Genomic DNA, 20,323 nt, shown 5'->3' with positions numbered 1-20,323 from the left:
GCGCACAGAATCGAAAAAGGGGATATCGCGATTACGGAATCATTGATCTAGCCGATAGTGAGATAGTGATAAGAGGTCGATAATTCGTTGTCGGACTAAATTAGAACTTTAAATCTAATTTCTAAGTAGTTGTTATCTCAGGAAGAGTTTTTGTGCTATGCGCCCCTATATTAAATACATTATCCCTATTTTAATTCCTTTCATTATCCTCGTAATGCCGCTATCAGCGTTTCCATTTGAAGGCCTTACGATTATTCAACAACGCGTTATCGCGATCTTTTTATTAGCGGCATTGTGCTGGGTGTTCGAGCCTATCCCGATTTACGCGACGTCTGTTGTTATTATCGTTCTGCAATTGTTGATGTTGTCGGATAAAGGGCTGATCTTTTTAAGGTTTGATCATGGGGAAGAACATTTTGGTGAGCTGTTAAAATACAGCGATATCATGGCGACATTCGCTAGCCCAATCATCATGCTGTTTTTAGGTGGTTTCTTCTTAGCGATGGCTGCCACTAAATATCGATTAGACGTAAACTTAGCCCGTGTATTATTGAAGCCATTTGGACAAGACCCAAAGTTTGTGATGCTCGGCTTAATGCTGATCACTGGTATCTTTTCGATGTTTATGTCTAACACGGCAACAACGGCAATGATGCTATCTATTTTAACGCCAGTACTGGCTGTGTTTGGCCCGAAAGACCCCGGACGTATAGCGTTTGCGCTTTGTATCCCTGTTGCCGCTAACATCGGTGGCATTGGTACCCCGATCGGTACCCCGCCGAACGCTATCGCACTTAAATATTTAGTTGGTGATAACCTCATTACGTTCGGTGAATGGATGGCATTTGGTGTGCCGTTTGTCGTTATTATGATGGCGTTAGCGTGGTTTTTAATCGGCTTTATGTACAAAGCTGACCAAAAGAAAATCGAGCTAAGCATTAAAGGTAAATTCCTTAAAACGCCCAAAGCCATTGCGGTGTACGTCACTTTTGCGCTGACCATCATTCTTTGGTTAATGGGCTCAAGCCATGGCATGAATTCTTACACCGTCGCTCTGATTCCTGTTGCTGTGTTCTCTCTCTCTGGGATCATCAATAAAGAAGACCTGAAGAAAATTTCTTGGGACGTATTGTGGCTTGTATCAGGTGGTATTGCGCTTGGTTTAGCTCTCGATAAAACTGGTTTAGCAAGGCTGGTGGTACACAGTATTCCGTTTGATACTTACTCACCCTATGTGGTGTTGTTTGGAGCGGCGTTCTTGTGTTTGGTAATGGCAAACTTTATGTCTCATACCGCAACGGCTAACTTGTTAATGCCAATTATGGCTGCATTAGGTTCGTCTATGGCTTCACTCACGCCACTAGGCGGTGAGTTAACGTTAATTCTGGTTGTGACTTTTGCCGCTTCATTAGGTATGTCGCTGCCAATCAGTACGCCACCGAATGCGTTGGCTCATGCCACTGGTCATGTGCAAAGTAATCAAATGGCCAGAATCGGTATTATTTTGGGTGTGGTTGGTGTGCTACTGAGTTTTGTTATGGTGTGGGTGCTACATTCAATTGGTCACATAGGATAACGATACGTGTATCAACAAAAGCTAGAAGCACTTATCGATCGTTATTTTAATCAGACAGAACGTCGGGTGACGTGCCGTGCCGGTAACACCATTATTGAACAATCAGCGTTAAACACACGTTTATATTATGTGTTTAGTGGAGAACTTGAAGGGTTTTATACCGATGTGAATACACCGCAAGTGCGAGTATTTAGCGCGGGTAGTGGGGCTTTTATAGGCGTTCATAGCTTCTTTTCAGGTAATTGGACAGCATCTTCAACGGTTGTTGCTAAAACCGATGTTGAGTTAGCGTGGATCGATAAAGACACGCCTGCAGAAGATGAACGTAAATTTGGTCCTCTTACCGCACAGTTCACACCTGTGATTGTCAATGAGTTGTCGCGTCGTCAACGCCGTGCAACACAAGAAGCGATAGCGAAACAAAAAGCGCTAGAGAAGTTACATACTGCTGAGCAAATGACGACCTTGGGTCAATTGGCTGCGGGGATTGCCCATGAGCTTAACAACGCTATTGGTGTAGTAAATAGTAAATCTGGCCGACTTGAAACGGTCATCATGGATCTGCTTGAAGAAGTGCATCCAGAAGCCAGTCAATTTTTCGATTTTGGGTTAATGCATGGTCAGAAAACGACGTCGTCAGAAGCGCGAACACGTGGGCGACAATTTGAAAGAAAATATGGTTTAGACAAAAACATTGCTCGCTCTCTTGCGAAGGCGATTCCAATTGACGCTTTATCTGCAACAGACGTTATTTCAAAACATTGGCTGAAAAACCCAGAAGAAGCGATTCGCTTTTGGCAGATGGGCTGTGATTTACATGATTTACGCTTGGCATCTAGACACACTGTCGGCATTGTAAAATCGGTTAAACAACTTGGCAGAGTTGATATTGACACCGAAGAAGCGGTTGATATTAACGACTCCATTAACCATGCCTTATCGTTGTTACAAAGTGAGTTACGTAGAGTGTCTGTGCGATTGAGTCCTGCGGATTTACCGTCTTTTAAAGGCTCGAAAACAGAGCTCGTTCAGATTTGGGTCAACATTGTAAAGAATGCTTGTGATGCAATGTCGAAGTCAGACGATGCTGCAATAGAAATTCAAACCAGATTAAGTAAGAAAAGAATATTAGTTACGATCACGAATAACGGCCCTGAGATAGACGAGGTGACTCGTAGAAAGATATTTCAGCCCAACTTCACCACGAAAAAAGGTGGTTTATCGTTTGGATTGGGCTTGGGTTTATCAATAGTTAAGCGGATTGTGGCGGGTTATGGCGGAAGTATCGTTGTGAAAAGTGATGCTTCTAAAACTGTATTTAGAATCAAGTTACCAGTAGAGGGTGAACATGGAGAAGCTTAATTTAATCTGTGTCGATGACCAGAGAGAAGTACTGAGCGCAGTGATACAAGATTTAGAGCCGCTGGCGAGTTGGCTGAATATTGAAGATTGTGAATCAGCGCAAGAAGTGCTTGATCTCATTGATGAACTTGACGCAGAAGGCGAACACATTACCGTCATCGTGTCTGATCATGTGATGCCAGGGAAAACGGGTGTGGAGTTACTCACTGACGTGTTCCATGACAGCCGCTTTCCGAATACAAAGAAAATTCTTCTTACGGGGCAGGCCACTCACACCGATACCATCAATGCGATTAATGCAGCAGGTATCGACCGTTACTTTGAAAAGCCTTGGCAAGCAAGCACGTTAGTTGAGTGCATTCGTACTCTTGTCACTGAGTACATATTTGATCAAGGACTTGATTACACGGACTATCAGAATGAGCTCGACCAGCAGGTTGTGTTGAGACGCTTGCGTTAGTCTCTTATGTTAGCGACTTACATTAGTCACTAATGTAAGTCGCTTGAAATTGTATGCACCGAAGGACGCTTTCTGAAGGGTTTTGTCTTTGAAAGATGTAATCTATCGGTGCATATATTACCTATCTCTTTTAGCCGTTCAGGTTTTAGTACTCAGTTATTAACACACTGGTTGCTGGCTTAAATCTAAAACTTATACGCTACGCCAACGCCAACGCCAACGCCAACCAAAATTGAAGCTAATGCATAGTCTTTATACACCACATTAGTGCCATTCCTGCCTCTAGGTAATGCCAGTGGATGCATTGTTTTTTCTTCATGAACGCTTCCTTGAACATGCAGCAGAGCCAAAATATGTCGCAGAATACCAGTGTCGTCTGTTAGAAAAGTGAGTCGAAAGTATTCGAAAATGATTCCTAATGCGTGGTATGTGGAGTTCGAAGTAAGATCGGTACTTACAACGTAAAGGACTAGGCTTTTCACGGCTTACTGCGTAATAATGCATTCGCCCACAAGTGGGGGTTTATAGTCAGTAGGATTTTAAAATGAGTGAGATCGCTCGCTTTATCTCTGGTGAAGTGCTAGATAAATTTGGTCGAAATATAGAACAGTTATTGGCTTACAATCATTTTTGGTTGGAGCATGACCATAAGTATATTCAAGTGTTTTTCCCAATCGATGAAGGGACTAAGTTTAATCAACATGCACCGTTGGTTACTCAAGAAGATAGGGCGATTTTTTCTAACTCAGAAGACCTCCGCACAGCTCACCTACAAGTGCTTGACCTGATGCTTGAGTTTTGGGGAATGCAGCGAGATGGAAGTGAGATATCGTCATTGTTGCCACGTAGCCCTGCGAACCATGTATGGCTTAAAAATCATGACCATAACCAGCTTCGACTAACACGAGTCATTCGCAGTTTATACTTGTTAGGCAATGAAGAGGTTGCGACCAACTTATGTGACTTCTTGATCGCAACAGCGAATGAAACCGGTTCTGTGTCTGATAAAACGGTGCAATATTGGCGCAATGCGTTAAATGGTTAGAAGCCTACTTTAACCAGTGGGTTAACTCAGTATATGAAAGGGAAGGAGGCTCAGGATGAGTACAGATTTTAAAGGTTCGTGTTTGTGTGGAAGTGTTCGTTTTTCGGTTGAAGGGTTCAGCGAAAAAGCAGCAAACTGCCATTGTTCGATGTGCCGAAAATTTCATGGCGCCGCTTTCGGTACGTTAGTTGGCGTACAAGGCTTAAGTTGGCTTTCAGGCAAAGATCGACTCAAAGAGTTTGTCGCATCAAACGGCACAACACGAACATTCTGCTCCAACTGTGGATCAAGCCTTGGCTTCAGAGTACAAGGTGAACCTCTTGAAAATATCGAGTTGGCGATATCAACGTTCGATGTCGATATTCCTGTCAAAATTGATGCTCAGATTTATACAAAATACAAAGCGAACTGGTGTGAATTACAGCCAGACTTACCAAAACATTCAGAAGGGCGCACAAGCTAATCGAGCTTTCGAGTCTTTGAATCGCACAGTGATGATGCGCTACGTGCTTGGTGTTGCCCAATGCTTAAGGCATGTTGACTTCTCTCCCCAATTTTATTGAGGCGGCTCGAAAAGATCGGGTTTTCACACAATCCTATATTGGCACCTATCCATACTAAATCCAGGAGGAAAGTATGAGATGGTTAATAATTAAAAATGCGTTAATTACGCTGACTATAGGGTTTGTAATTGTATGGCTAAGTTCTCGAGGAGACTATCTAGCCACAGCATCCGTTTACCCGACCGACTTTGTGTTCTTATGGTTGGGCGTTGTTTTAGCAGGCTTCGCATCGATTTATACAATAGATGACCTTCAGCGAGGTTCATGGCATAAGTCTGCTGTGATTTATGCATTTTATTACTATGGTGCATTCGGTCTTTTTGCCGACGGCCACGTTGCGGGTTGGGCTCATAGCACTGGTTACATTGATAAATTGTTTATGTCTGGCTTTATAATTTTCGTCTCGTTATTTTCAATAGTCGTACCGTTAATCGTGTTCACGATATCTGTTATACAGGCACATCTCCTTTCTATCGCAGTTGAAAATAGGAAGCTCTGAACAAGTCAAATGTCTGCATATACGAGTTCTTAAATAGGTGTGTTAATTAGTTAAATAAGATGAGAAGGTAAGTTTAAACATTCATCATTTTGTACATGGAGGTACAATGAACATCGGTATCTATATTTATAATCAAGCAGAAGTTCTCGACTTCTCTGGCCCATTTGAAGTCTTTAGTACGGCAAAGCGTTTAGGTGCTGAAGATCTAAATGTATTCATGGTTTCTGAGCACACCGAGCCAGTTGTAGCCCGTGGTGGGTTTAAAGTTTTGCCTGATTACTCGTTACAAAATCATCCAGAGATAGATTTGTTAATGGTAGTTGGCGGTGTGCATACTGACGAGATGAACAAGTCGAATGTACTGGATTGGTTGGTATCTGTTGAGCCAAATGCTGAACAAGTTGTGTCAGTTTGTACTGGCGTGTTTCTATTGGCTAAAGCTGGTTTACTCAAGGGGCTCACTGTCACTACCCATTGGGAAGATATTTCCGACTTAGCATTACAGTTCCCTGATTTAAATGTGACTGCCGATCAGCGCTGGGTGACATCAGGTAAATTCACAACTTCAGGTGGTATTTCTGCTGGTATAGATATGAGCTTACATCTGATATCTGAGCGCTATGGTTTAGAATTTGCCAAGGTAGTTGCTCGGCAAATGGAGTACAACTGGTAGGAATACGCAAAACTAATACTCCAAAGATAACTCAACATATTTGGCAATTTTCTATGTATTGGTTTTAGTGTTTAGTGCACCAATTAAAAAGGACATTACATGGAAATCAGAGTAGGGGCATTACCTGATATTGCAGGCATCACGGATATCTTCAACTTCTATATTAAACACACCAATGCTCGATTTGAAGAAGAGGAATTTACGTTGGAAAATCGCCAACAGTGGTTCGCTCAGTTTTCAAACAACAGTAAACATCAGCTTTATGTCGCGACAGAAAATGGTGCGTTATTAGGTTTCGCCTGTTCTCAACAGTACAGAGCGATGTCAGCATTTGAAGATACTGTCGAAGTCACCGTTTATCTGGCGGAAGAAGCGACAGGTAAAGGCTTAGGTTCGAAATTGTATTCTCAGTTGTTTTCATCCATTAGCACCCACGGTGTTCATAGAGCCTTGTCTGGTGTCGCGTTACCAAATGATGCTTCAATTGCGTTACACAAGAGTTTTGGTTTTCGAGAAGTCGGCGTATTCAAAGAGTACGCAAAGAAAAACGGGCAGTACATCAGTTCTATGTGGTTAGAAAAGAGGTTTAACGCAGAGTTAGATTGATAGCTAAGCACTGGAAGTTAATTCCTATTACTTGGCATTTTCATCCCTTAATAATTTTACAGTGAAGGTGTTTTACGTAAGGTTCAGATTTGTGTTGGTTTACGATTGAATAGGGCGTTATATTGGTCTTAGGAACACTATTAAACAGGAAGTAGTATGAACTTGGATAAAGCTAAAAAACGTATCGCTAAACAGGTCAAAAAGGGATTCAACGGTTACCCTAAAATCACTCTAGCGTACTATGGCGCTACCAAAGAATGCGCGACTGAAGTGGCTGTTCAATTCACGTTAGGCGAGGGCGACAGTGTCCAAGAAGAGCGCTTCTCATGTGAAACTGAAATCAGAGACAATGAGCTCATTCAAACAACCTTATTAAAAATAATCGAGAGAGCGAACGCTAACTCAGTGATCGAGATTGAAGGCGTTACCGTTCTATAGTTTTTGTTTAGCAGCGCTGGCTGATGATTTGATGGTTTACATCAGGCGGCAGTGCTGCCTAGCTCCTAATGCAATACTCTGTAAGCTGTTTTTGTCTATCTTCAAGTTTGTGAAATCTCAGCTTACCTAATTTTGCCCCATTCCTTTTCATTGAAAGCGATTCATTTAAAGCCATCAATTGAAAAGGAAACACACACATTGGCTTTACCTGTTCTTATTTGAAAACAGTCATAAAAAAAAGACGCGATACCTTTGAAGCACTTTGCTTACTCGGTATCACGTCGCTTTTCATGAGTTATGTTCGTTCACTTGCGTTGGCTAGCATCAATTTGATGACTTAAGTTAGCCTGCTTTCTTAATCATAACTGCTGGATTGTAACCTTTCTCGCCCTTGCTTACGGGCTCGCTAGGATTGTAATGGCGCACAAGAACATTAAATTTTCCGGTCTTATTACCTTCCATCGTTGGGATATTGTTTGGCTGACCTTCACACCCAAAGCGGAGAGTGTAGGTTCCATCGCTATTCATAACGGGTGCCATTTCACTCGAAATATTGGCTTTATCGTTAAACATTCGACCATCAGCGTTATATACCGTCGCTGACCAGAATGAACCTGCCTTTGGATCTTTGAAAGTCGTCTCATAACATGCATTCGCATCGAAGTACTGGCTGGTTTGGTAGATATTGTCTTCGACCATCGCGCCACCCCAACCGCCAGCTGCGCCAACATAATTCATATAATCAGTTTGGCCGCTTTCTTTGTTACCAAACGCTTTTGATTGGTCATATCCGTCACTGAAATCGATGTTGCCAGCTTTATCCGTGGCACTGAACGACGCCATATCCCACTCTTTTACTTCAAACGGTTTCTCACTGCCGGTTTCAATTTTCAGGTTACGGCGTGCGTCATCTTCAAGAGCACGGACAATGACAAATGCGTGGTCGGTTTTTGCGCTGATTTTATGACGACCTGAACCGTAGATCATTGGCTGAGTCTCGTGGTTTTCGTCCACGACTTGCAGTGACACATATTGGTCAGTTTCTGGAACCGTCACGTAAACATCATCGTTCGACATATCGATGACAGAAACGGAGTAAAAAGTGTCTCGATTCATTCGTACAACGAACTGTTCTTCAGGAACGCTGCTCGGTACTGGCATCTCAAAGAATGTATTGATACCACCGGCTTTCTCTACGACCGCGCCGAGACGCATGTTGGTGTATGCCTGAGCAAAATTATCTTCCGTGACGATAGTTGGCGCTGCAAAAACGCTGGTTGAGAATAAAGCGACAGCAGTAAGGGGGAATAGCTTTTTCATAGTAGCGACCTTTATATTTCAAAGTGAATGTCATTTGGAAGAGTATTATTTGCTCTGCCGATAGAGGTTACTTTATACTTCCCAAATGGAAAGTATGGAAAATAGGACTTGCCCAAATGGAAAGTATAGACCTGAATTTGCTGCGTACCTTTGTATTGTTGTGTCAGTCGAACAGCCTTAAAAGGGCGGGGATGAAACTGGGGATCTCTGAGAGCGCAGTCAGCAAGCAAATGACCAAGCTAAGAGAGCAATTGGGGCTCCCACTTTTCGAACGCACCACGAAAGGACTAAGGCCAACACATTATAGCAAATCTATTTTGCCCGATATTGAACACGCCTTGTCCTTGATGCACTCCGCTACCTCACCAGTGACATTCGATTCTGCCAGCTATGATGGGCCTATCACCCTTGCTTTTTTCGCCTATACATTGGAATTTTCAGGTGTTGATCTATTTAGGGAACTCTCGAAAACGTTTCCCAAAGCGCAAATAGAGCTGAAGACTTGGGCATCCGATACAGAGCAAAAATTAGAACAGGGTGACATTACCTTAGGTGTGCACTTTCTAACTGAAGACCGCAGTACGAATATCTTCCAGAAACGCATCATGGCCGATCAACTGGTGGTCGCTGTTTCAAAGTCATTGGGGCAATTAACATGGGAAGAGGCGTTGAAATTGCCTTTTATCAAGATCCGAAGCCAAGGCTGGAATGAAGATCGTTACCGATATTTAGAAATGTTGAAAAGTAGTGGGATTGAGCCGCACATCAGTATCACGGTGGACAATTTTTCAGTTGCGAGGCAAATCCTAGAGCAGGGTGAACACGCCTGCGTATTAAGCGATAGTTGGAAGGACGCTTCGCTTTACACCATAGAGCCACCCCAAGAACTCAGGATCGATCTAAATCTTGTGTCCTGCATGCGTCTTGTCGATCGCCAAAGCCCTCTCAACCTTGCCGTTCATGACGTGGTCAAAAGGGTTATGCTTCAATCTAGGTAATGCATGCCTCATTCCAGCGATGGTAGGTGATTTATCGCGTTCCTCTAGGTCAATCTGAATTACCTTTTCTCATAATTATCAATACGTAAAAGATGATTACACATGGAGGTAGCTCTATTCTCTATCAGGCAGTTGTATTCAAGGGAACGTTAATGGGTGTGCTATTCCATTTACTTGTCATTGTATGGAAGCGTGTTCAACGCGTAGTCCATTATTTCATTCAAAGCTTCTTTTGGTTGGCCGGTTCGGGCTTGTATCGCTAATCCGTAACTAACGGACAACAGATACTCGACCAAGAGCTCGACACTCGTATTTTTAGGTAATTCTTCGGAGTTAATCTCTGAATCAATTAAAGCAATTAATGTCGACTTTGTTTTTATCCCAACATCTCTTAAGTAAGTTTTTGCTTCCTCTGGAAAGGCAACGCTATCTGATTCATTCAAACTTTTTATCAACAAGCACCCAAGTGGTGTCTCATTATCTGTGAACAATTCAATGAGTCCATAGAAGCAAGCTCTCAGCCTTTCTTTAAGGCTCGCGCCAGAAGAAGCGGTGAGGTGATAGTAATGGGGAGCTGCGTATTGTGTTGAATAATGCACTAGAACATCTTTAAATAACTGATCTTTATTGCCAAATGCAGCATACAGGCTAGGTGAATTTATCCCAATTTCTGATGTTAAGTGAGAGATCGAAGTTCCTGAATAACCGTTCCCCCAAAATGTGCGCATTGCTTTATCTAACGCAACATCTTTATCAAATATTCGTTTTCGTCCTGCCATCAATGTTCTCTTCTTCTAAATAACCTTGTTTACATAATTTTGTAGTAATCGATACAAAATGTCAATTGGCCTATTGACATTCTGTAATGATCGATACAAAATGCACGCAACTTAAAGTGTAACGATCGATACATAATGTATGTATTAGTTAATCACACCAAAATGTAAACGTAGGAATTAATTATGAAGACCACTGTTATTTTTGCTCATCCCGATGTGGAAAATGGCTCAATCGGAAACAAAATTGTTCTTGATGCTCTAAACGATACAACCTCGGTTGAGGTACGTGAGTTATACAAGATGTACCCAAACCGTATTGTCGACGTAGAAGTAGAGCAGCAAGCATTGCTTAATACTGATGTCATCGTACTGCAATTCCCGTTTTATTGGTTTGGTGTGCCATCACTATTAAAAGAGTGGATGGATACGGTACTGACCCATTCATTTGCCTATGGCCCTGATGCTGACCACTTGAAAGGAAAGCAATTGTTACTTTCCACCACTGTGGGCGGGAGAGAAGAGCTTTATTCAGCGACAGGTGCTCACCTTTATGCTGTTGAAGATTACCTTAAGCCTTTCTATCGCCTTGCGAGTGCGACAGGTATGATTTTCCTTAAACCAGAGATTTCATATGGTGTGTCATATAACCCAACCGTAGAGAACCGAGCAGAACGTGATAGAGCGGCTAATATTGCAAATGAACATGCATGTCGACTTATCGAGAGAATAGCTTTGGAAAAAACCTTAGCGGCATAACCTCCGTCCAACACAAACCGAAATAAATGAAAGACATTAGGAATAAATCATGAATACCAATATTGAAAACAAAGTCATTGTGATCACAGGTGCGAGTAGTGGACTAGGTGAAGCTATGGCGAGAAAGCTAGCTTCTCAAGGTGCAAGTGTCGTACTGGGTGCTCGCCGAGTTGAAAAACTGAACGCGATTGTTGCGGATATTAAAAATGAGAATGGACATGCAGTAGCGTTAGCGACAGATGTGACTAAAGCTGAGAGTGTGAAAGCATTGGTGGATTTAGCCGTAACGACGTTTGGTCGCGCAGATGTGATGATCAATAACGCTGGTATTATGCCGCTTTCTCCTTTAAGTGCACTGAAAGTGCAAGAGTGGAACGACACCATCGATGTGAATATCAAAGGTGTGCTCAATGGTATTGCTGCCGCGCTTCCTGTGTTTGAGCAACAAGAAACAGGACACTTCATCAACCTTGCTTCTGTAGCGGGCCATAAAGTTTCGCCAGCGAGCAGTGTGTATGCAGGCACTAAATTTGCTGTTCGTGCGATCAGTGAAGGACTACGTATGGAAGTGGGTCGTAATATTCGCACAACCGTTATCTCACCTGGACTCATTGATTCTGAACTCAAACATGGCAGTTCAGATGCAACGACCTCTCAATTTGTAAACGAGGTGTATAAAGATGCCATTTCAGCGACGTCTATCGCTAATGCTGTCGCTTATGTGATTGAACAACCTGCTGATGTCGATGTTAACGAGATCGTATTACGCCCGACTGTACAAGAATTCTAACGGTTAACGATACAGTGCACTCTGGTTTCTAAAACACGACCATTTAGAAACCAGCCTCAATAAACCTATGAATCTATGAATTGGGATAAGTCATGTTTAAATCATTTGTAAAATTGACCGCATGGTTCAACTTTCTTATTGGGCTGGGGATGATGATCCCAGAGCTGGTAAATCCAAACCCAAACACGCTGGTTATAGCGGTGACATTAGGGGCCTTTTTGATCTTCACTGGCGTTGCCTTGCTTTGGTCAACGGCCGATTTCAAAACGCGTTCATCGATTATTGTATGGGGTGGGTTAGTGCGTTGTGTTGGCTTTTTAGTTGTTGCTTATGCCGGGGTATTAGGCGTGGCTCCCCTTACTTTTGTTGTTATTGGAGTAATGGACCTTATTGTTGCTGCTATTTATTTCATCGGTAGTGTTAAGGCCTCTGGCTTGCCTTTTAAGCGATTGCTTTTAGGTGGCTCACCGAATCAACGTTAAGCAAGATATCTGTATTTTATATCCATCTATACCCTAAATATTAAGAGAAAAATTATGACGATTAACGCACTAAGAACACCAGATGAACGCTTTTCTATTTTGCCTGCTTTCCCATATCAACCAAATTATGTTGATGATTTGGAGGGGTTTGATTCTCTGCGTATGGCTTACATTGATGAAGGTGATGCGACGGCTGAAAATACCTTTCTTTGCTTACACGGCATGCCGTCATGGAGCTATTTATACCGCAAGATGATTCCGGTATTTACCGAGGCAGGGCATCGTGTTGTAGCCCCTGATCTATTTGGTTTTGGCCGTTCAGATAAACCCGTTGATGAATCGGTCTACACCTTTGACTTCCATCGAGATAGTTTACTTCGCTTTATCGAGCGTCTTGATCTGAAAAATATCACCTTGGTCTGCCAAGACTGGGGAGGCATCCTAGGATTAACTATTCCAATGGATATGCAAGACAGATTTAAAAACCTCATTGTAATGAATACTGCAATATCCGTGGGAGAAACGGCGCCTGAAGGGTTTTATCAGTGGCGTGATTTCTGTGCTAATGCCCCCGAAATTCCGGTTGGAGGTATCTTTGCTTGTGATGCAGGTCCGCAAGTTAATCTGCTTGATGTACTCGCTTATGACGCGCCGTTCCCTGATAACAGCTACAAAGCTGGAGCAAGACGTTTCCCGGCGATAGTTCCTGTAGATCCATCAATGGATGGTGTCGAGCATGGTATACGTGCTCGTCAATTCTGGTCTAAACAATGGAGTGGCCAAAGTTATATGGCTATTGGTATGAAAGATACCGCGTTAGGTGAGGGACCAATGGAGTACCTACGCACCTTTATTAAAGGTTGCCCAGAACCGATGAAGATTGCCGATGCCGGTCATTTCGTTCAAGAGTATGGCATTGAGGTTGCGCAAAATGCATTGGCTGCATTTGGCTTAGAAAACTAACTCTCGATAAACGCGCGGCACTAAAAGAGCTCTTAAAAGCAGTAGACTTACAATAAGTGTCACTACATAAGAAGGTGTTGAATAAACGCCTTCTAAGGATCGATCTGAATCTTGTGTCCTGCATGCGTCTTGTCGATCGCCAAAGCCCTCTCAACCTTGCCGTTCATGACGTGGTCAAAAGGGTTATGCTTCAATCTAGGTAATTCGTATTCCTTTATGAGTTCACGCCACAAATTAGAGAATAATCTGGTCGGATAATTGCCCAACTTCTCCTAATGCCATTAGTATCTATTGATGCATGATAATAGTGGAGCCAACCCGATGAGAGCACCATTTCAGGTACTAATATTTCCATATAAATTTGAAACATCAGAGCCCATCTTCTTGATTGCTTGCCGAACAGACAATGGTGAATGGCAGGCAATTTCTGGCGGTGGCGAAGATCAAGAGTCTTTGCTTGATGCAGCAAAAAGAGAATTGTATGAAGAAACTTCGTTGACTGGTATTAAATGGGTTCAGCTAGATTCTATGTGTATGTTACCTAGAGTGTTCTATTCTGGTCATGAAAAATGGAGCGAGCACCCTTATGTGATACCAGAATATTCATTCTCAGCGCTATTTTCGAGTGAACCACAGTTGTCTTCGGAACACACAGAGTTTCGTTGGTGTAAGGCATCTGAAGCGAACAAGCTTCTCAAGTATGATTCAAATCGAATAGCTTTATGGGAGTTATCCGAACGCCTTAAGCTCCATCCAATAAAGACATAGAGCACAATGCTAGCTTGATATCAGCTAACGCATTTATACCCCATTATTTGTTAGACCTTTTACTCATCCACATTCTGTTAATGAGCTTTTGCCTTAATAAAGCTTATCTGATTGAGTTATTAAATTTGCACTCCCATACTAATATTTACAAATACTGTTTTTATATACAGTATTTGTTGTTCTTGTTAGAATGCGATAAACATCTTCCGGACTTGCAAGCTTATTATCTTGAACAATAAAAAGGACTTCAAATGATTTTAAATCACGTCTCAATTGGTACTTCTGATGTAGTAAGAGCCGTTAAGTTTTACGATTCGGTTCTGTCTATATTGTCCATAAAGCGTACTCACTATATAGAAAATCTTGCTGCTGCTTATGGTGAAAACTTTGAGTTTTGGGTTGGTAGTCCTTGTGAAGGAAAAGCGACTCCAAGTAATGGTTTACATATAGCTTTCAATGCCCCTTCTAAAGAGTCTGTTGAACAATTCTATGCCACTGCAATTGGACTAGGTGGTAAATGCGAAGGTAAACCGGGTTTTCGGCCAGAGTATGGTGAAACCTATTATGCTGCATTTATTCGAGATCTGGATGGAAACAAAATTGAAGCAGTCATAATGTAGGCTCAGAACCTTTTATGCCTAAAAATTTTTTATCAGTTTAGGAGAAATTTAATGTCTTATTCAGAGACTAGCTGTCTTTGTGGTTCTGTAAAAATTACCGCAGAAAACATCAACCCTAGCTTCACTGTTTGTCATTGCCAGTCGTGCCGAACTTGGGGAGGAGCACCATTTTTCGCAGTCAAATGTGGAACTCAGGTGAAAATCGAGGGTGAAAACAAAGTAAAAATGTATAAGTCTTCATCTTGGGCTTCTCGTGGGTTCTGTGTTGAGTGTGGTACGCATCTATTTTATAAGTTAAAAGAAACAGGTGAATATAATATGCCAGTAGGTCTCTTTCCAAACTTAGAGGGTTTGAAAATGGACATGCAATACTTTATTGATATGCGCCCGAGCTATTATTGCTTTTCCAACGAGACCAAGGAAATGACTACAGAAGAAATCATGGCTTACTTTGCGGATAAGATTTAAATAAGATATATAACAAACGTTTAATTTTTCAAAATACTTTTCCTAATCTGCTAGAAACGGTTTAGATCGATAACCCTAAATCGTTTCTGCTCCAAAGCTTCTCAGAACTGATAGAAACCAGATTATCCTCACTTCATTAGTGCATAATAAAAACCACTTACTACTGCGTATCTATGCAAGTCTTATCTCAGAGCTTCTCCTAACGTACTAATCAGAGTCTTTACTTCGGGTAAGTAACGATCTTCGTGATGTGTTACTAGCCATTGGTCATGCCCCAGTTCATCAATAATGTTTCCTATGCGATGAAGTTGACGTTGTGCGTCTCCAATAAAAGTCGGGAGAAGTGCAATACCTTTATTCTGAAGAGCTAGATCAAGGCTATTTCGTGGTTCACTAACTTCACAAATCGAGTTGTAACCTACAAAACGATCGAGCCAACGACCTGAAGGGGTATCTGATAATACCTTTATCCATATTTCAGGGGAATTTTTAGTTGAATAAGGAGCAAACTCAACTCGTTTCAGTTTACGGCAAACTAAGGATTCATCTGTAGGTCTGATATTCCGAATACCTATGACGACCTCTCTATGGGATATATTCAATATTTTTTCTGTAGAGATAAAGCGTATAAGAGTTTTATCTAGAGTAGCTGAAAATTGGTTTATATTTTGTATCAAAAATAACGTAGTCCATGTGCCCGCAGAGATTTTTACTAAAGGTCTATTGTCTTGTGAACACACTCCTGTAATTGTTGTTATTTGTGACTCCAGCGCTGTTAGTTCTTTTAGCAACTTTTCTCCAGCAGCAAGCAACTCATATCCCCGATCATGGCGAAAAAATAACTCTTTCCCCAGAGTTTTTTCGAGTGCGTGCATTCTGCGACCAAGTGTAGCGGGGCTGCGTTGACTTGATTTTGCGGCTGCGGATAGACCTCCTTCCTTAGCAACGTAAAGAAACAGTTGTAGATCACTCCAGTTTAAATCCATTTCACTCATGAAAAGACCTTTGCATATCGTTTTATTGCTGAAAGTCTATTGTCCTGTAATGTTTAGAACATAGAAAGGGCATACTGATCTTTTTGCCTTAAAAAATACATGTAACTAACTGTTAAGAGGTGCGAATAATGAATGTAGGACTTGGAACTGCAGGCTTTGGGACATCAATATCTGAATCACAAGCTCATGAAATCATGGATACCTTTATTGAAAACGGTGGAACCATAATCGACACTGCTAACAATTATGCATTTTGGGCAGGAAGAGGCGGAGAAAGTGAAAGAGTTATTGGTAACTGGCTTAGAACTAAAGAAAGGAAACAAATCGAAATTCATACAAAAATTGGCGCACAACCCCTTGATGGTAGGAACTTTGATAGAGCAGAAGGCTTGAGCAAAGTAGCTATAGACAGAGCAGTGCAAGCATGTCTTGACCGTTTATCGACAGATTACATTGATGTTCTGTATGCCCACATTGATGATATATCGACACCTTTATTGGAAACATGGTCTGCACTTAGTTCCCTGATTAACGATGGTGTAGTTAAGCGACTTGGAATTTCTAATTTTTCCTTACCCCGAATCAAAGAACTGCAGGAAGTCATTAGTGCTCATGATTTAACGCCTATTAGCTATGCACAGTATCGTCACACAGTAATTGAACCGCTAAAAGGAGTCGACTTGGGAGTACAAATTTGTCTTGATACCGAGATCATCAGTGCACTAAGAGAAAGGAACCCAAACATCAACCTGGTCGCTTACTCACCACTACTAGATGGATCCTTCGAGTTTGATGGAGCTTTACCTAATAACTACGACAGCGAAGCTAACAAACACATTGTGAAGAAAACTAGAGAAGAAGCTCGCTGTTATGGCGTAAGCCCATCAGCATTGGTACTAAAAAAGATTTCAGATGAAGGAATAATGCCTTTGACAATGACGGGTAAGACCGAGCGGCTATTAGGTAATATGCAACTTTTCCAAGACGAAAATTAGTTTAGAACTCGGAGAGCAGATTACTCATAACAGCTGCTATTACAGATAACATGTAATAGTGATGCTACATCCTGCTAAAGATCGTTTTGTTACGAATCTAACAAGAGCGTTCTATGGTGGAAATTTTTGTCTAATCCCTGTCATCCCAACCACCACTGAGAACGGTGGTCTATGACTTTTTGCGATACAAAAAGTTATCTGAAAGCGGGACTGTAGAGCTTTTACGTTAAGTTGGTTTTGTCCAGAGGCTTCATCGGCCCGAAGTTTTACTAGTGGCACTTCTCTCTCAAAGTGCAAGCTAGCTCAGATCTGCCCCTATACAAGTTAGACTATATTGTGGTTAACTTTCGTTTCTGTATGAAAGGCTTACGTGTAGGGTAATGCAAAGCCTACCATTCAAGGAAATATTGTAGGTAATATGACAAATATAGAATCCGTATGCTCATTTTTTGAAGGGCTAGGTATTGCTCATCCTGAACGTTATTTTTCTACGTTTTCAACTTCATTAGTCGATGAATCTTGTGTATTGCTACGTCAAGGCGAAGAGCAGACCCATGCATTCTATTTGATCTCTGGTATCTTGAAGGCCTGCCATTATTCCGATTCAGGAGTAGAGCGATGTAAGGAGTTTTATTTTCCACAAAGCCTTTGCATACTTTTTTCGAGTTGGATAGAGAATCGAGAGTCTAGCTATCAAATTGAATCATTAACTAAAGTAGAATTCATTAAAGTCCCAATGAGTATGCTTAATTCTCAAGAATGGGTTAACACAAAAATTCAGCTCCTAGAACAGCAACTGCTTTATAAAGAAAAAAAAGAAAGTTTTTTTCTGCTCAATACGCATGAAGAAAGGTATAAACATTTAGTTTATGATTTTCCCCACTGGGTCAAGCACTTAACAAGCGTTGATATCGCTAATTACATGGGGATAAGCCCTGTTAGTTTATCAAGAATAAAAAACCGCATTAACAATTGTTAATTAACACCATTGAATTTCAATAGAACATAGAACCACTATTCTTTACTTAGAGAACTCTATTTTGTGGGTTTTATTTTCTCTTCTATCTGCTGTTTTTTTAACCGTGAAGGATGTCTCATTAAAAAAGTCGACATCTAGATTATCAGCAATACAATCTACAGCGGTAATGTTGTTCATTCTTTGTCCTATTTGTCTATCCACCATATTCATTCTCGAAAAGGTGAACTACGATGTTGATCTAGTGATAATGATGTTCTCGGCTGCCACTCTTGATGCCGCTGCTATGACATTTTATCTCTTAGCTTTGCGCAATGGATCCTTAGCCAAAGTCATTCCTCTTTTATGCTTTGTTCCTGTATTTCAGCTAGTTTTAAACTTTGTTTTTTACAATGAAGTCCCTTCCTTGTTTGGATTCATAGGAATAATTTCGGCGATCTTTTTTATATTTTATGGCGAGAGTTTAAACCTAATGAGCATAATAAAAGATAAAGCAGTAAACAGCATGATATGTGTCGTTCTGCTTTGGTCACTTAGCTCAATCATTCATAAAGATGGTTCTGTTCAGATTGGAGCTGTTAATTGGACGGCGCACATATGCTTAGTCATGTTCTTATATTATTTGCCTTTTCTGATCAGAATACGGGCATCGACTATAAGTTTAAGTGACTTTTCTTCGTTAATTGTCCCCGCTCTGGCTCACCTACTAACTTTGCTGACATTTTATCAAGCTGCTTCGATAGGCAACGTTGCTTTTGTATCTTCGCTAAGACGATTCTCGACTGTTTTTTCAATTTTGATTGGTTGGTATAAGTATAATGAGACGGTAACAAAGAGACTCTGTATATCGATATTTGGGCTAATAGCGTCAGCTTTAACCATTACACTTTTCGGCTAATCGTATGACAATTATCGGGTAGTCGGTTCTAGCTAGCTGATAATGCCCATCTAAGATGTATCGCTAATGTTTAAAACGCCTAACTTACAATTGTTCAGACATGAGTTAATACTTGCCTGTTGTTGGTTTCAAACATGTAGAATCATCAAGTTACATACTTGTTTTACGAAGCCTAGGTTTAAGGTTTTATTTTTAAGTTATTGAAATAAAATATTTTATGTTAATTTTTTCCTCGCTTTAATGATGCGTGAATACTCAAATCCAACACTGTTCTCGGGAGAAATTGAACGTGATCTTTTCTAGTTCGTCTAAATCTTTAGCTCGTGGTTCGGAGCTATGCTCTGAATTGGCCGTTTTCCTCACTGAAAATAAGAGTGGCTTTGAAAGTAAGTTGATCCCTGACCTTTCTCACATAGATCATATGGCTCACAACGTGAACGGTATTCAGATCGAAAGTGTTCATTACGTAGAAGGTATTCAGTATCAGCTCAATTATTCGTTTGATTGGGAGGTCTTCCGTGGCTGCTCTGATATGAATGAATCAGGAATAGAGCGTGGGAGAGTCTCATTTACTCTCGATGAAAATGGCTTCCTGAAAATCGACTTCCCTAACTATGATGAGCGAGATACGAGCGATGAGTTTTAGCTCAAATAGATAATTTAAGTTGATTCATTATACATGGCACTTTAGGGTTGGGTTTTAGCGTTAGTGACGCATGATTGAGTAGCGACTTAATACGGATAGCCATTCATTCAAGCATTCGTTGGTTTAAGGGAGTTATGGAAGAGTATTTAGAACTAGACATACTGACTTTGGAGGCAATCTCGAAAGAGGCCGGGTTTCCAATCGAGAGAGAAGTTTACTTAGCGTCACGAGCTGAATCCATCGAGCAAGGGCTACTTTTCGAATATCGCAGGAAAGACCAATTAATAGGGTACACAACGCTACGGAACTTAGGTGATGGGCGATGGTTTGTGCCGATGTTCGTTGTTCATCCTAATTACCGAAGCAAGGCCGCTTTTCTTGCGTTGTTCCGTTCAATTGCCGAGACACTCAAGAACAATCAAGCAAATGTTCTGGTCAGTAATGTGTTACGCATGAACGAATTGTCAGTACAGTTTCACAAGCATCTCGACTTTGAGATTACCCGCGAGAACCATTTAGGTTATGAATTTACCTTGGATTTGACGTCCGAAGTAAAAGACAAATGGTCGAACTTTTTGAGGGTTCGTAGGTAAAGTTGGAGAGCAATTACGTGCAAGCTAGGACGCTAAGAAAGGTTAAAGTTGCAA

General features: G+C 41.3%; 26 protein-coding genes. 22 read left to right on the top strand and 4 right to left on the bottom strand.

What is annotated here, in order from left to right:
- The first annotated feature begins 157 nt into the window (after positions 1–157).
- Genes QUF19_RS09790 through QUF19_RS09780 form a run of 3 tightly spaced genes read left to right on the top strand, consistent with a single transcriptional unit; the run spans position 158 to position 3,398 of the window.
- Positions 158–1,576 carry an SLC13 family permease gene (locus QUF19_RS09790; RefSeq protein ID WP_286292240.1) on the top strand — a complete coding sequence of 473 codons (1,419 nt, stop codon included), beginning with the start codon at positions 158–160 and terminating at the stop codon, positions 1,574–1,576.
- Between the two features lie 6 nt (positions 1,577–1,582).
- On the top strand, positions 1,583–2,938 hold the full coding sequence (locus tag QUF19_RS09785) for an ATP-binding protein (protein WP_286292238.1): 1,356 nt from the start codon (positions 1,583–1,585) through the stop codon (positions 2,936–2,938).
- Positions 2,925–3,398 (top strand): response regulator, encoded by a 474-nt coding sequence (locus QUF19_RS09780; RefSeq protein WP_132765222.1) that lies wholly within the window; start codon positions 2,925–2,927, stop codon positions 3,396–3,398. The genes QUF19_RS09785 and QUF19_RS09780 overlap by 14 nt, the downstream gene beginning before the upstream one ends.
- Positions 3,399–3,583: 185 nt before the next feature.
- On the opposite strand, the gene QUF19_RS09775 is transcribed toward QUF19_RS09780, so the two are convergent.
- On the bottom strand, positions 3,584–3,880 hold the full coding sequence (locus tag QUF19_RS09775) for a hypothetical protein (RefSeq protein ID WP_286292228.1): 297 nt from the start codon (positions 3,878–3,880) through the stop codon (positions 3,584–3,586).
- A gap of 62 nt (positions 3,881–3,942) precedes the next feature.
- Between QUF19_RS09775 and QUF19_RS09770 the strand changes: the two genes are divergently transcribed.
- From QUF19_RS09770 to QUF19_RS09745, 6 genes are all read left to right on the top strand, one after another.
- Positions 3,943–4,443, top strand: coding sequence for an opioid growth factor receptor-related protein (locus QUF19_RS09770; protein WP_286292225.1), 501 nt, complete (start codon positions 3,943–3,945; stop codon positions 4,441–4,443).
- A 55-nt stretch (positions 4,444–4,498) separates the two neighbouring features.
- Positions 4,499–4,906 carry a GFA family protein gene (locus tag QUF19_RS09765; protein WP_286292220.1) on the top strand — a complete coding sequence of 136 codons (408 nt, stop codon included), beginning with the start codon at positions 4,499–4,501 and terminating at the stop codon, positions 4,904–4,906.
- Positions 4,907–5,079: 173 nt separating this feature from the next.
- Positions 5,080–5,505 carry a hypothetical protein gene (locus tag QUF19_RS09760; RefSeq protein ID WP_286292217.1) on the top strand — a complete coding sequence of 142 codons (426 nt, stop codon included), beginning with the start codon at positions 5,080–5,082 and terminating at the stop codon, positions 5,503–5,505.
- A gap of 106 nt (positions 5,506–5,611) precedes the next feature.
- A complete protein-coding gene (locus tag QUF19_RS09755; RefSeq protein ID WP_286292215.1) occupies positions 5,612–6,178 on the top strand; it encodes a DJ-1/PfpI family protein in 567 nt (188 codons plus the stop codon).
- Between the two features lie 99 nt (positions 6,179–6,277).
- Complete coding sequence (locus QUF19_RS09750; protein ID WP_286292212.1) at positions 6,278–6,784, top strand: GNAT family N-acetyltransferase; 507 nt, start codon at positions 6,278–6,280, stop codon at positions 6,782–6,784.
- Between the two features lie 156 nt (positions 6,785–6,940).
- Positions 6,941–7,222: a hypothetical protein gene (locus tag QUF19_RS09745; RefSeq protein WP_102297952.1), complete on the top strand. Its 282-nt coding sequence runs from the start codon at positions 6,941–6,943 to the stop codon at positions 7,220–7,222.
- Between the two features lie 342 nt (positions 7,223–7,564).
- Here QUF19_RS09745 and QUF19_RS09740 read toward each other — a convergent pair whose 3' ends face one another.
- Complete coding sequence (locus QUF19_RS09740) at positions 7,565–8,542, bottom strand: DUF1254 domain-containing protein (protein ID WP_286292200.1); 978 nt, start codon at positions 8,540–8,542, stop codon at positions 7,565–7,567.
- Positions 8,543–8,658: 116 nt separating this feature from the next.
- On the opposite strand from QUF19_RS09740, the gene QUF19_RS09735 reads away from it, so the two are divergent.
- The gene (locus tag QUF19_RS09735; protein ID WP_286292197.1) at positions 8,659–9,540 is read left to right on the top strand and encodes a LysR family transcriptional regulator; all 882 of its coding nucleotides are present in this window, start codon (positions 8,659–8,661) and stop codon (positions 9,538–9,540) included.
- 170 nt (positions 9,541–9,710) lie between these two features.
- Here QUF19_RS09735 and QUF19_RS09730 read toward each other — a convergent pair whose 3' ends face one another.
- On the bottom strand, positions 9,711–10,319 hold the full coding sequence (locus tag QUF19_RS09730) for a TetR/AcrR family transcriptional regulator (RefSeq protein ID WP_286292192.1): 609 nt from the start codon (positions 10,317–10,319) through the stop codon (positions 9,711–9,713).
- Positions 10,320–10,502: 183 nt separating this feature from the next.
- Here QUF19_RS09730 and QUF19_RS09725 point away from each other — a divergent pair, with 183 nt between their 5' ends.
- The 7 genes from QUF19_RS09725 to QUF19_RS09695 all read left to right on the top strand — a co-directional run bounded on the left by QUF19_RS09725 (position 10,503) and on the right by QUF19_RS09695 (position 15,166).
- Complete coding sequence (locus tag QUF19_RS09725) at positions 10,503–11,075, top strand: NAD(P)H-dependent oxidoreductase (RefSeq protein ID WP_286292190.1); 573 nt, start codon at positions 10,503–10,505, stop codon at positions 11,073–11,075.
- A 49-nt stretch (positions 11,076–11,124) separates the two neighbouring features.
- A complete protein-coding gene (locus QUF19_RS09720; protein WP_286292188.1) occupies positions 11,125–11,865 on the top strand; it encodes an SDR family oxidoreductase in 741 nt (246 codons plus the stop codon).
- A gap of 92 nt (positions 11,866–11,957) precedes the next feature.
- Positions 11,958–12,347 (top strand): hypothetical protein, encoded by a 390-nt coding sequence (locus tag QUF19_RS09715; RefSeq protein ID WP_286292185.1) that lies wholly within the window; start codon positions 11,958–11,960, stop codon positions 12,345–12,347.
- A 54-nt stretch (positions 12,348–12,401) separates the two neighbouring features.
- Complete coding sequence (locus tag QUF19_RS09710) at positions 12,402–13,310, top strand: haloalkane dehalogenase (protein WP_286292180.1); 909 nt, start codon at positions 12,402–12,404, stop codon at positions 13,308–13,310.
- Positions 13,311–13,631: 321 nt separating this feature from the next.
- Positions 13,632–14,078: an NUDIX hydrolase gene (locus QUF19_RS09705; RefSeq protein WP_286292179.1), complete on the top strand. Its 447-nt coding sequence runs from the start codon at positions 13,632–13,634 to the stop codon at positions 14,076–14,078.
- A gap of 251 nt (positions 14,079–14,329) precedes the next feature.
- A complete protein-coding gene (locus tag QUF19_RS09700) occupies positions 14,330–14,698 on the top strand; it encodes a VOC family protein (RefSeq protein ID WP_286292176.1) in 369 nt (122 codons plus the stop codon).
- Positions 14,699–14,749: 51 nt separating this feature from the next.
- On the top strand, positions 14,750–15,166 hold the full coding sequence (locus QUF19_RS09695) for a GFA family protein (RefSeq protein WP_286292173.1): 417 nt from the start codon (positions 14,750–14,752) through the stop codon (positions 15,164–15,166).
- 182 nt (positions 15,167–15,348) lie between these two features.
- Here the strand turns inward: QUF19_RS09695 and QUF19_RS09690 are convergent, their stop codons facing one another.
- A complete protein-coding gene (locus QUF19_RS09690) occupies positions 15,349–16,161 on the bottom strand; it encodes a LysR family transcriptional regulator (protein ID WP_286292170.1) in 813 nt (270 codons plus the stop codon).
- 128 nt (positions 16,162–16,289) lie between these two features.
- Here QUF19_RS09690 and QUF19_RS09685 point away from each other — a divergent pair, with 128 nt between their 5' ends.
- The 5 genes from QUF19_RS09685 (at position 16,290) to QUF19_RS09670 (ending at position 20,269) form a co-directional block, all read left to right on the top strand.
- Entirely contained in the window at positions 16,290–17,156 is an 867-nt protein-coding gene (locus QUF19_RS09685; RefSeq protein WP_286292168.1) for an aldo/keto reductase, read from the top strand.
- A 418-nt stretch (positions 17,157–17,574) separates the two neighbouring features.
- Positions 17,575–18,135, top strand: a complete 561-nt coding sequence (locus QUF19_RS09680; protein WP_286292165.1) for a Crp/Fnr family transcriptional regulator — start codon at positions 17,575–17,577, stop codon at positions 18,133–18,135.
- A 103-nt stretch (positions 18,136–18,238) separates the two neighbouring features.
- A complete protein-coding gene (locus QUF19_RS26440; protein ID WP_353505927.1) occupies positions 18,239–19,030 on the top strand; it encodes an EamA family transporter in 792 nt (263 codons plus the stop codon).
- 289 nt (positions 19,031–19,319) lie between these two features.
- Complete coding sequence (locus QUF19_RS09675; protein WP_286292162.1) at positions 19,320–19,676, top strand: hypothetical protein; 357 nt, start codon at positions 19,320–19,322, stop codon at positions 19,674–19,676.
- A gap of 134 nt (positions 19,677–19,810) precedes the next feature.
- Positions 19,811–20,269 (top strand): GNAT family N-acetyltransferase, encoded by a 459-nt coding sequence (locus tag QUF19_RS09670; RefSeq protein WP_286292161.1) that lies wholly within the window; start codon positions 19,811–19,813, stop codon positions 20,267–20,269.
- Positions 20,270–20,323 lie beyond the last annotated feature (54 nt).

The organism is Vibrio sp. FE10 (genome assembly GCF_030297155.1).
GTDB classification, from domain to species: domain Bacteria; phylum Pseudomonadota; class Gammaproteobacteria; order Enterobacterales; family Vibrionaceae; genus Vibrio; species Vibrio apostichopi.
The sequence above is the reverse complement of the archived record's forward strand: the minus strand, read 5'-3'. Positions and strand labels throughout refer to the sequence as shown.

What these genes read in the sequence shown, in the direction of transcription:
- QUF19_RS09790 (WP_286292240.1), top strand. Translation starts at nt 158, where the DNA reads ATGCGCCCCTATATTAAATACATTATCCCTATTTTAATTCCTTTCATT.
- QUF19_RS09780 (WP_132765222.1), top strand. Translation starts at nt 2,925, where the DNA reads ATGGAGAAGCTTAATTTAATCTGTGTCGATGACCAGAGAGAAGTACTG.
- QUF19_RS09770 (WP_286292225.1), top strand. Translation starts at nt 3,943, where the DNA reads ATGAGTGAGATCGCTCGCTTTATCTCTGGTGAAGTGCTAGATAAATTT.
- QUF19_RS09765 (WP_286292220.1), top strand. Translation starts at nt 4,499, where the DNA reads ATGAGTACAGATTTTAAAGGTTCGTGTTTGTGTGGAAGTGTTCGTTTT.
- QUF19_RS09760 (WP_286292217.1), top strand. Translation starts at nt 5,080, where the DNA reads ATGAGATGGTTAATAATTAAAAATGCGTTAATTACGCTGACTATAGGG.
- QUF19_RS09755 (WP_286292215.1), top strand. Translation starts at nt 5,612, where the DNA reads ATGAACATCGGTATCTATATTTATAATCAAGCAGAAGTTCTCGACTTC.
- QUF19_RS09750 (WP_286292212.1), top strand. Translation starts at nt 6,278, where the DNA reads ATGGAAATCAGAGTAGGGGCATTACCTGATATTGCAGGCATCACGGAT.
- QUF19_RS09745 (WP_102297952.1), top strand. Translation starts at nt 6,941, where the DNA reads ATGAACTTGGATAAAGCTAAAAAACGTATCGCTAAACAGGTCAAAAAG.
- QUF19_RS09740 (WP_286292200.1), bottom strand. Translation starts at nt 8,542, where the DNA reads ATGAAAAAGCTATTCCCCCTTACTGCTGTCGCTTTATTCTCAACCAGC.
- QUF19_RS09735 (WP_286292197.1), top strand. Translation starts at nt 8,659, where the DNA reads ATGGAAAGTATAGACCTGAATTTGCTGCGTACCTTTGTATTGTTGTGT.
- QUF19_RS09730 (WP_286292192.1), bottom strand. Translation starts at nt 10,319, where the DNA reads ATGGCAGGACGAAAACGAATATTTGATAAAGATGTTGCGTTAGATAAA.
- QUF19_RS09725 (WP_286292190.1), top strand. Translation starts at nt 10,503, where the DNA reads ATGAAGACCACTGTTATTTTTGCTCATCCCGATGTGGAAAATGGCTCA.
- QUF19_RS09720 (WP_286292188.1), top strand. Translation starts at nt 11,125, where the DNA reads ATGAATACCAATATTGAAAACAAAGTCATTGTGATCACAGGTGCGAGT.
- QUF19_RS09715 (WP_286292185.1), top strand. Translation starts at nt 11,958, where the DNA reads ATGTTTAAATCATTTGTAAAATTGACCGCATGGTTCAACTTTCTTATT.
- QUF19_RS09710 (WP_286292180.1), top strand. Translation starts at nt 12,402, where the DNA reads ATGACGATTAACGCACTAAGAACACCAGATGAACGCTTTTCTATTTTG.
- QUF19_RS09705 (WP_286292179.1), top strand. Translation starts at nt 13,632, where the DNA reads ATGAGAGCACCATTTCAGGTACTAATATTTCCATATAAATTTGAAACA.
- QUF19_RS09700 (WP_286292176.1), top strand. Translation starts at nt 14,330, where the DNA reads ATGATTTTAAATCACGTCTCAATTGGTACTTCTGATGTAGTAAGAGCC.
- QUF19_RS09695 (WP_286292173.1), top strand. Translation starts at nt 14,750, where the DNA reads ATGTCTTATTCAGAGACTAGCTGTCTTTGTGGTTCTGTAAAAATTACC.
- QUF19_RS09690 (WP_286292170.1), bottom strand. Translation starts at nt 16,161, where the DNA reads ATGAGTGAAATGGATTTAAACTGGAGTGATCTACAACTGTTTCTTTAC.
- QUF19_RS09685 (WP_286292168.1), top strand. Translation starts at nt 16,290, where the DNA reads ATGAATGTAGGACTTGGAACTGCAGGCTTTGGGACATCAATATCTGAA.
- QUF19_RS09680 (WP_286292165.1), top strand. Translation starts at nt 17,575, where the DNA reads ATGACAAATATAGAATCCGTATGCTCATTTTTTGAAGGGCTAGGTATT.
- QUF19_RS09670 (WP_286292161.1), top strand. Translation starts at nt 19,811, where the DNA reads ATGGAAGAGTATTTAGAACTAGACATACTGACTTTGGAGGCAATCTCG.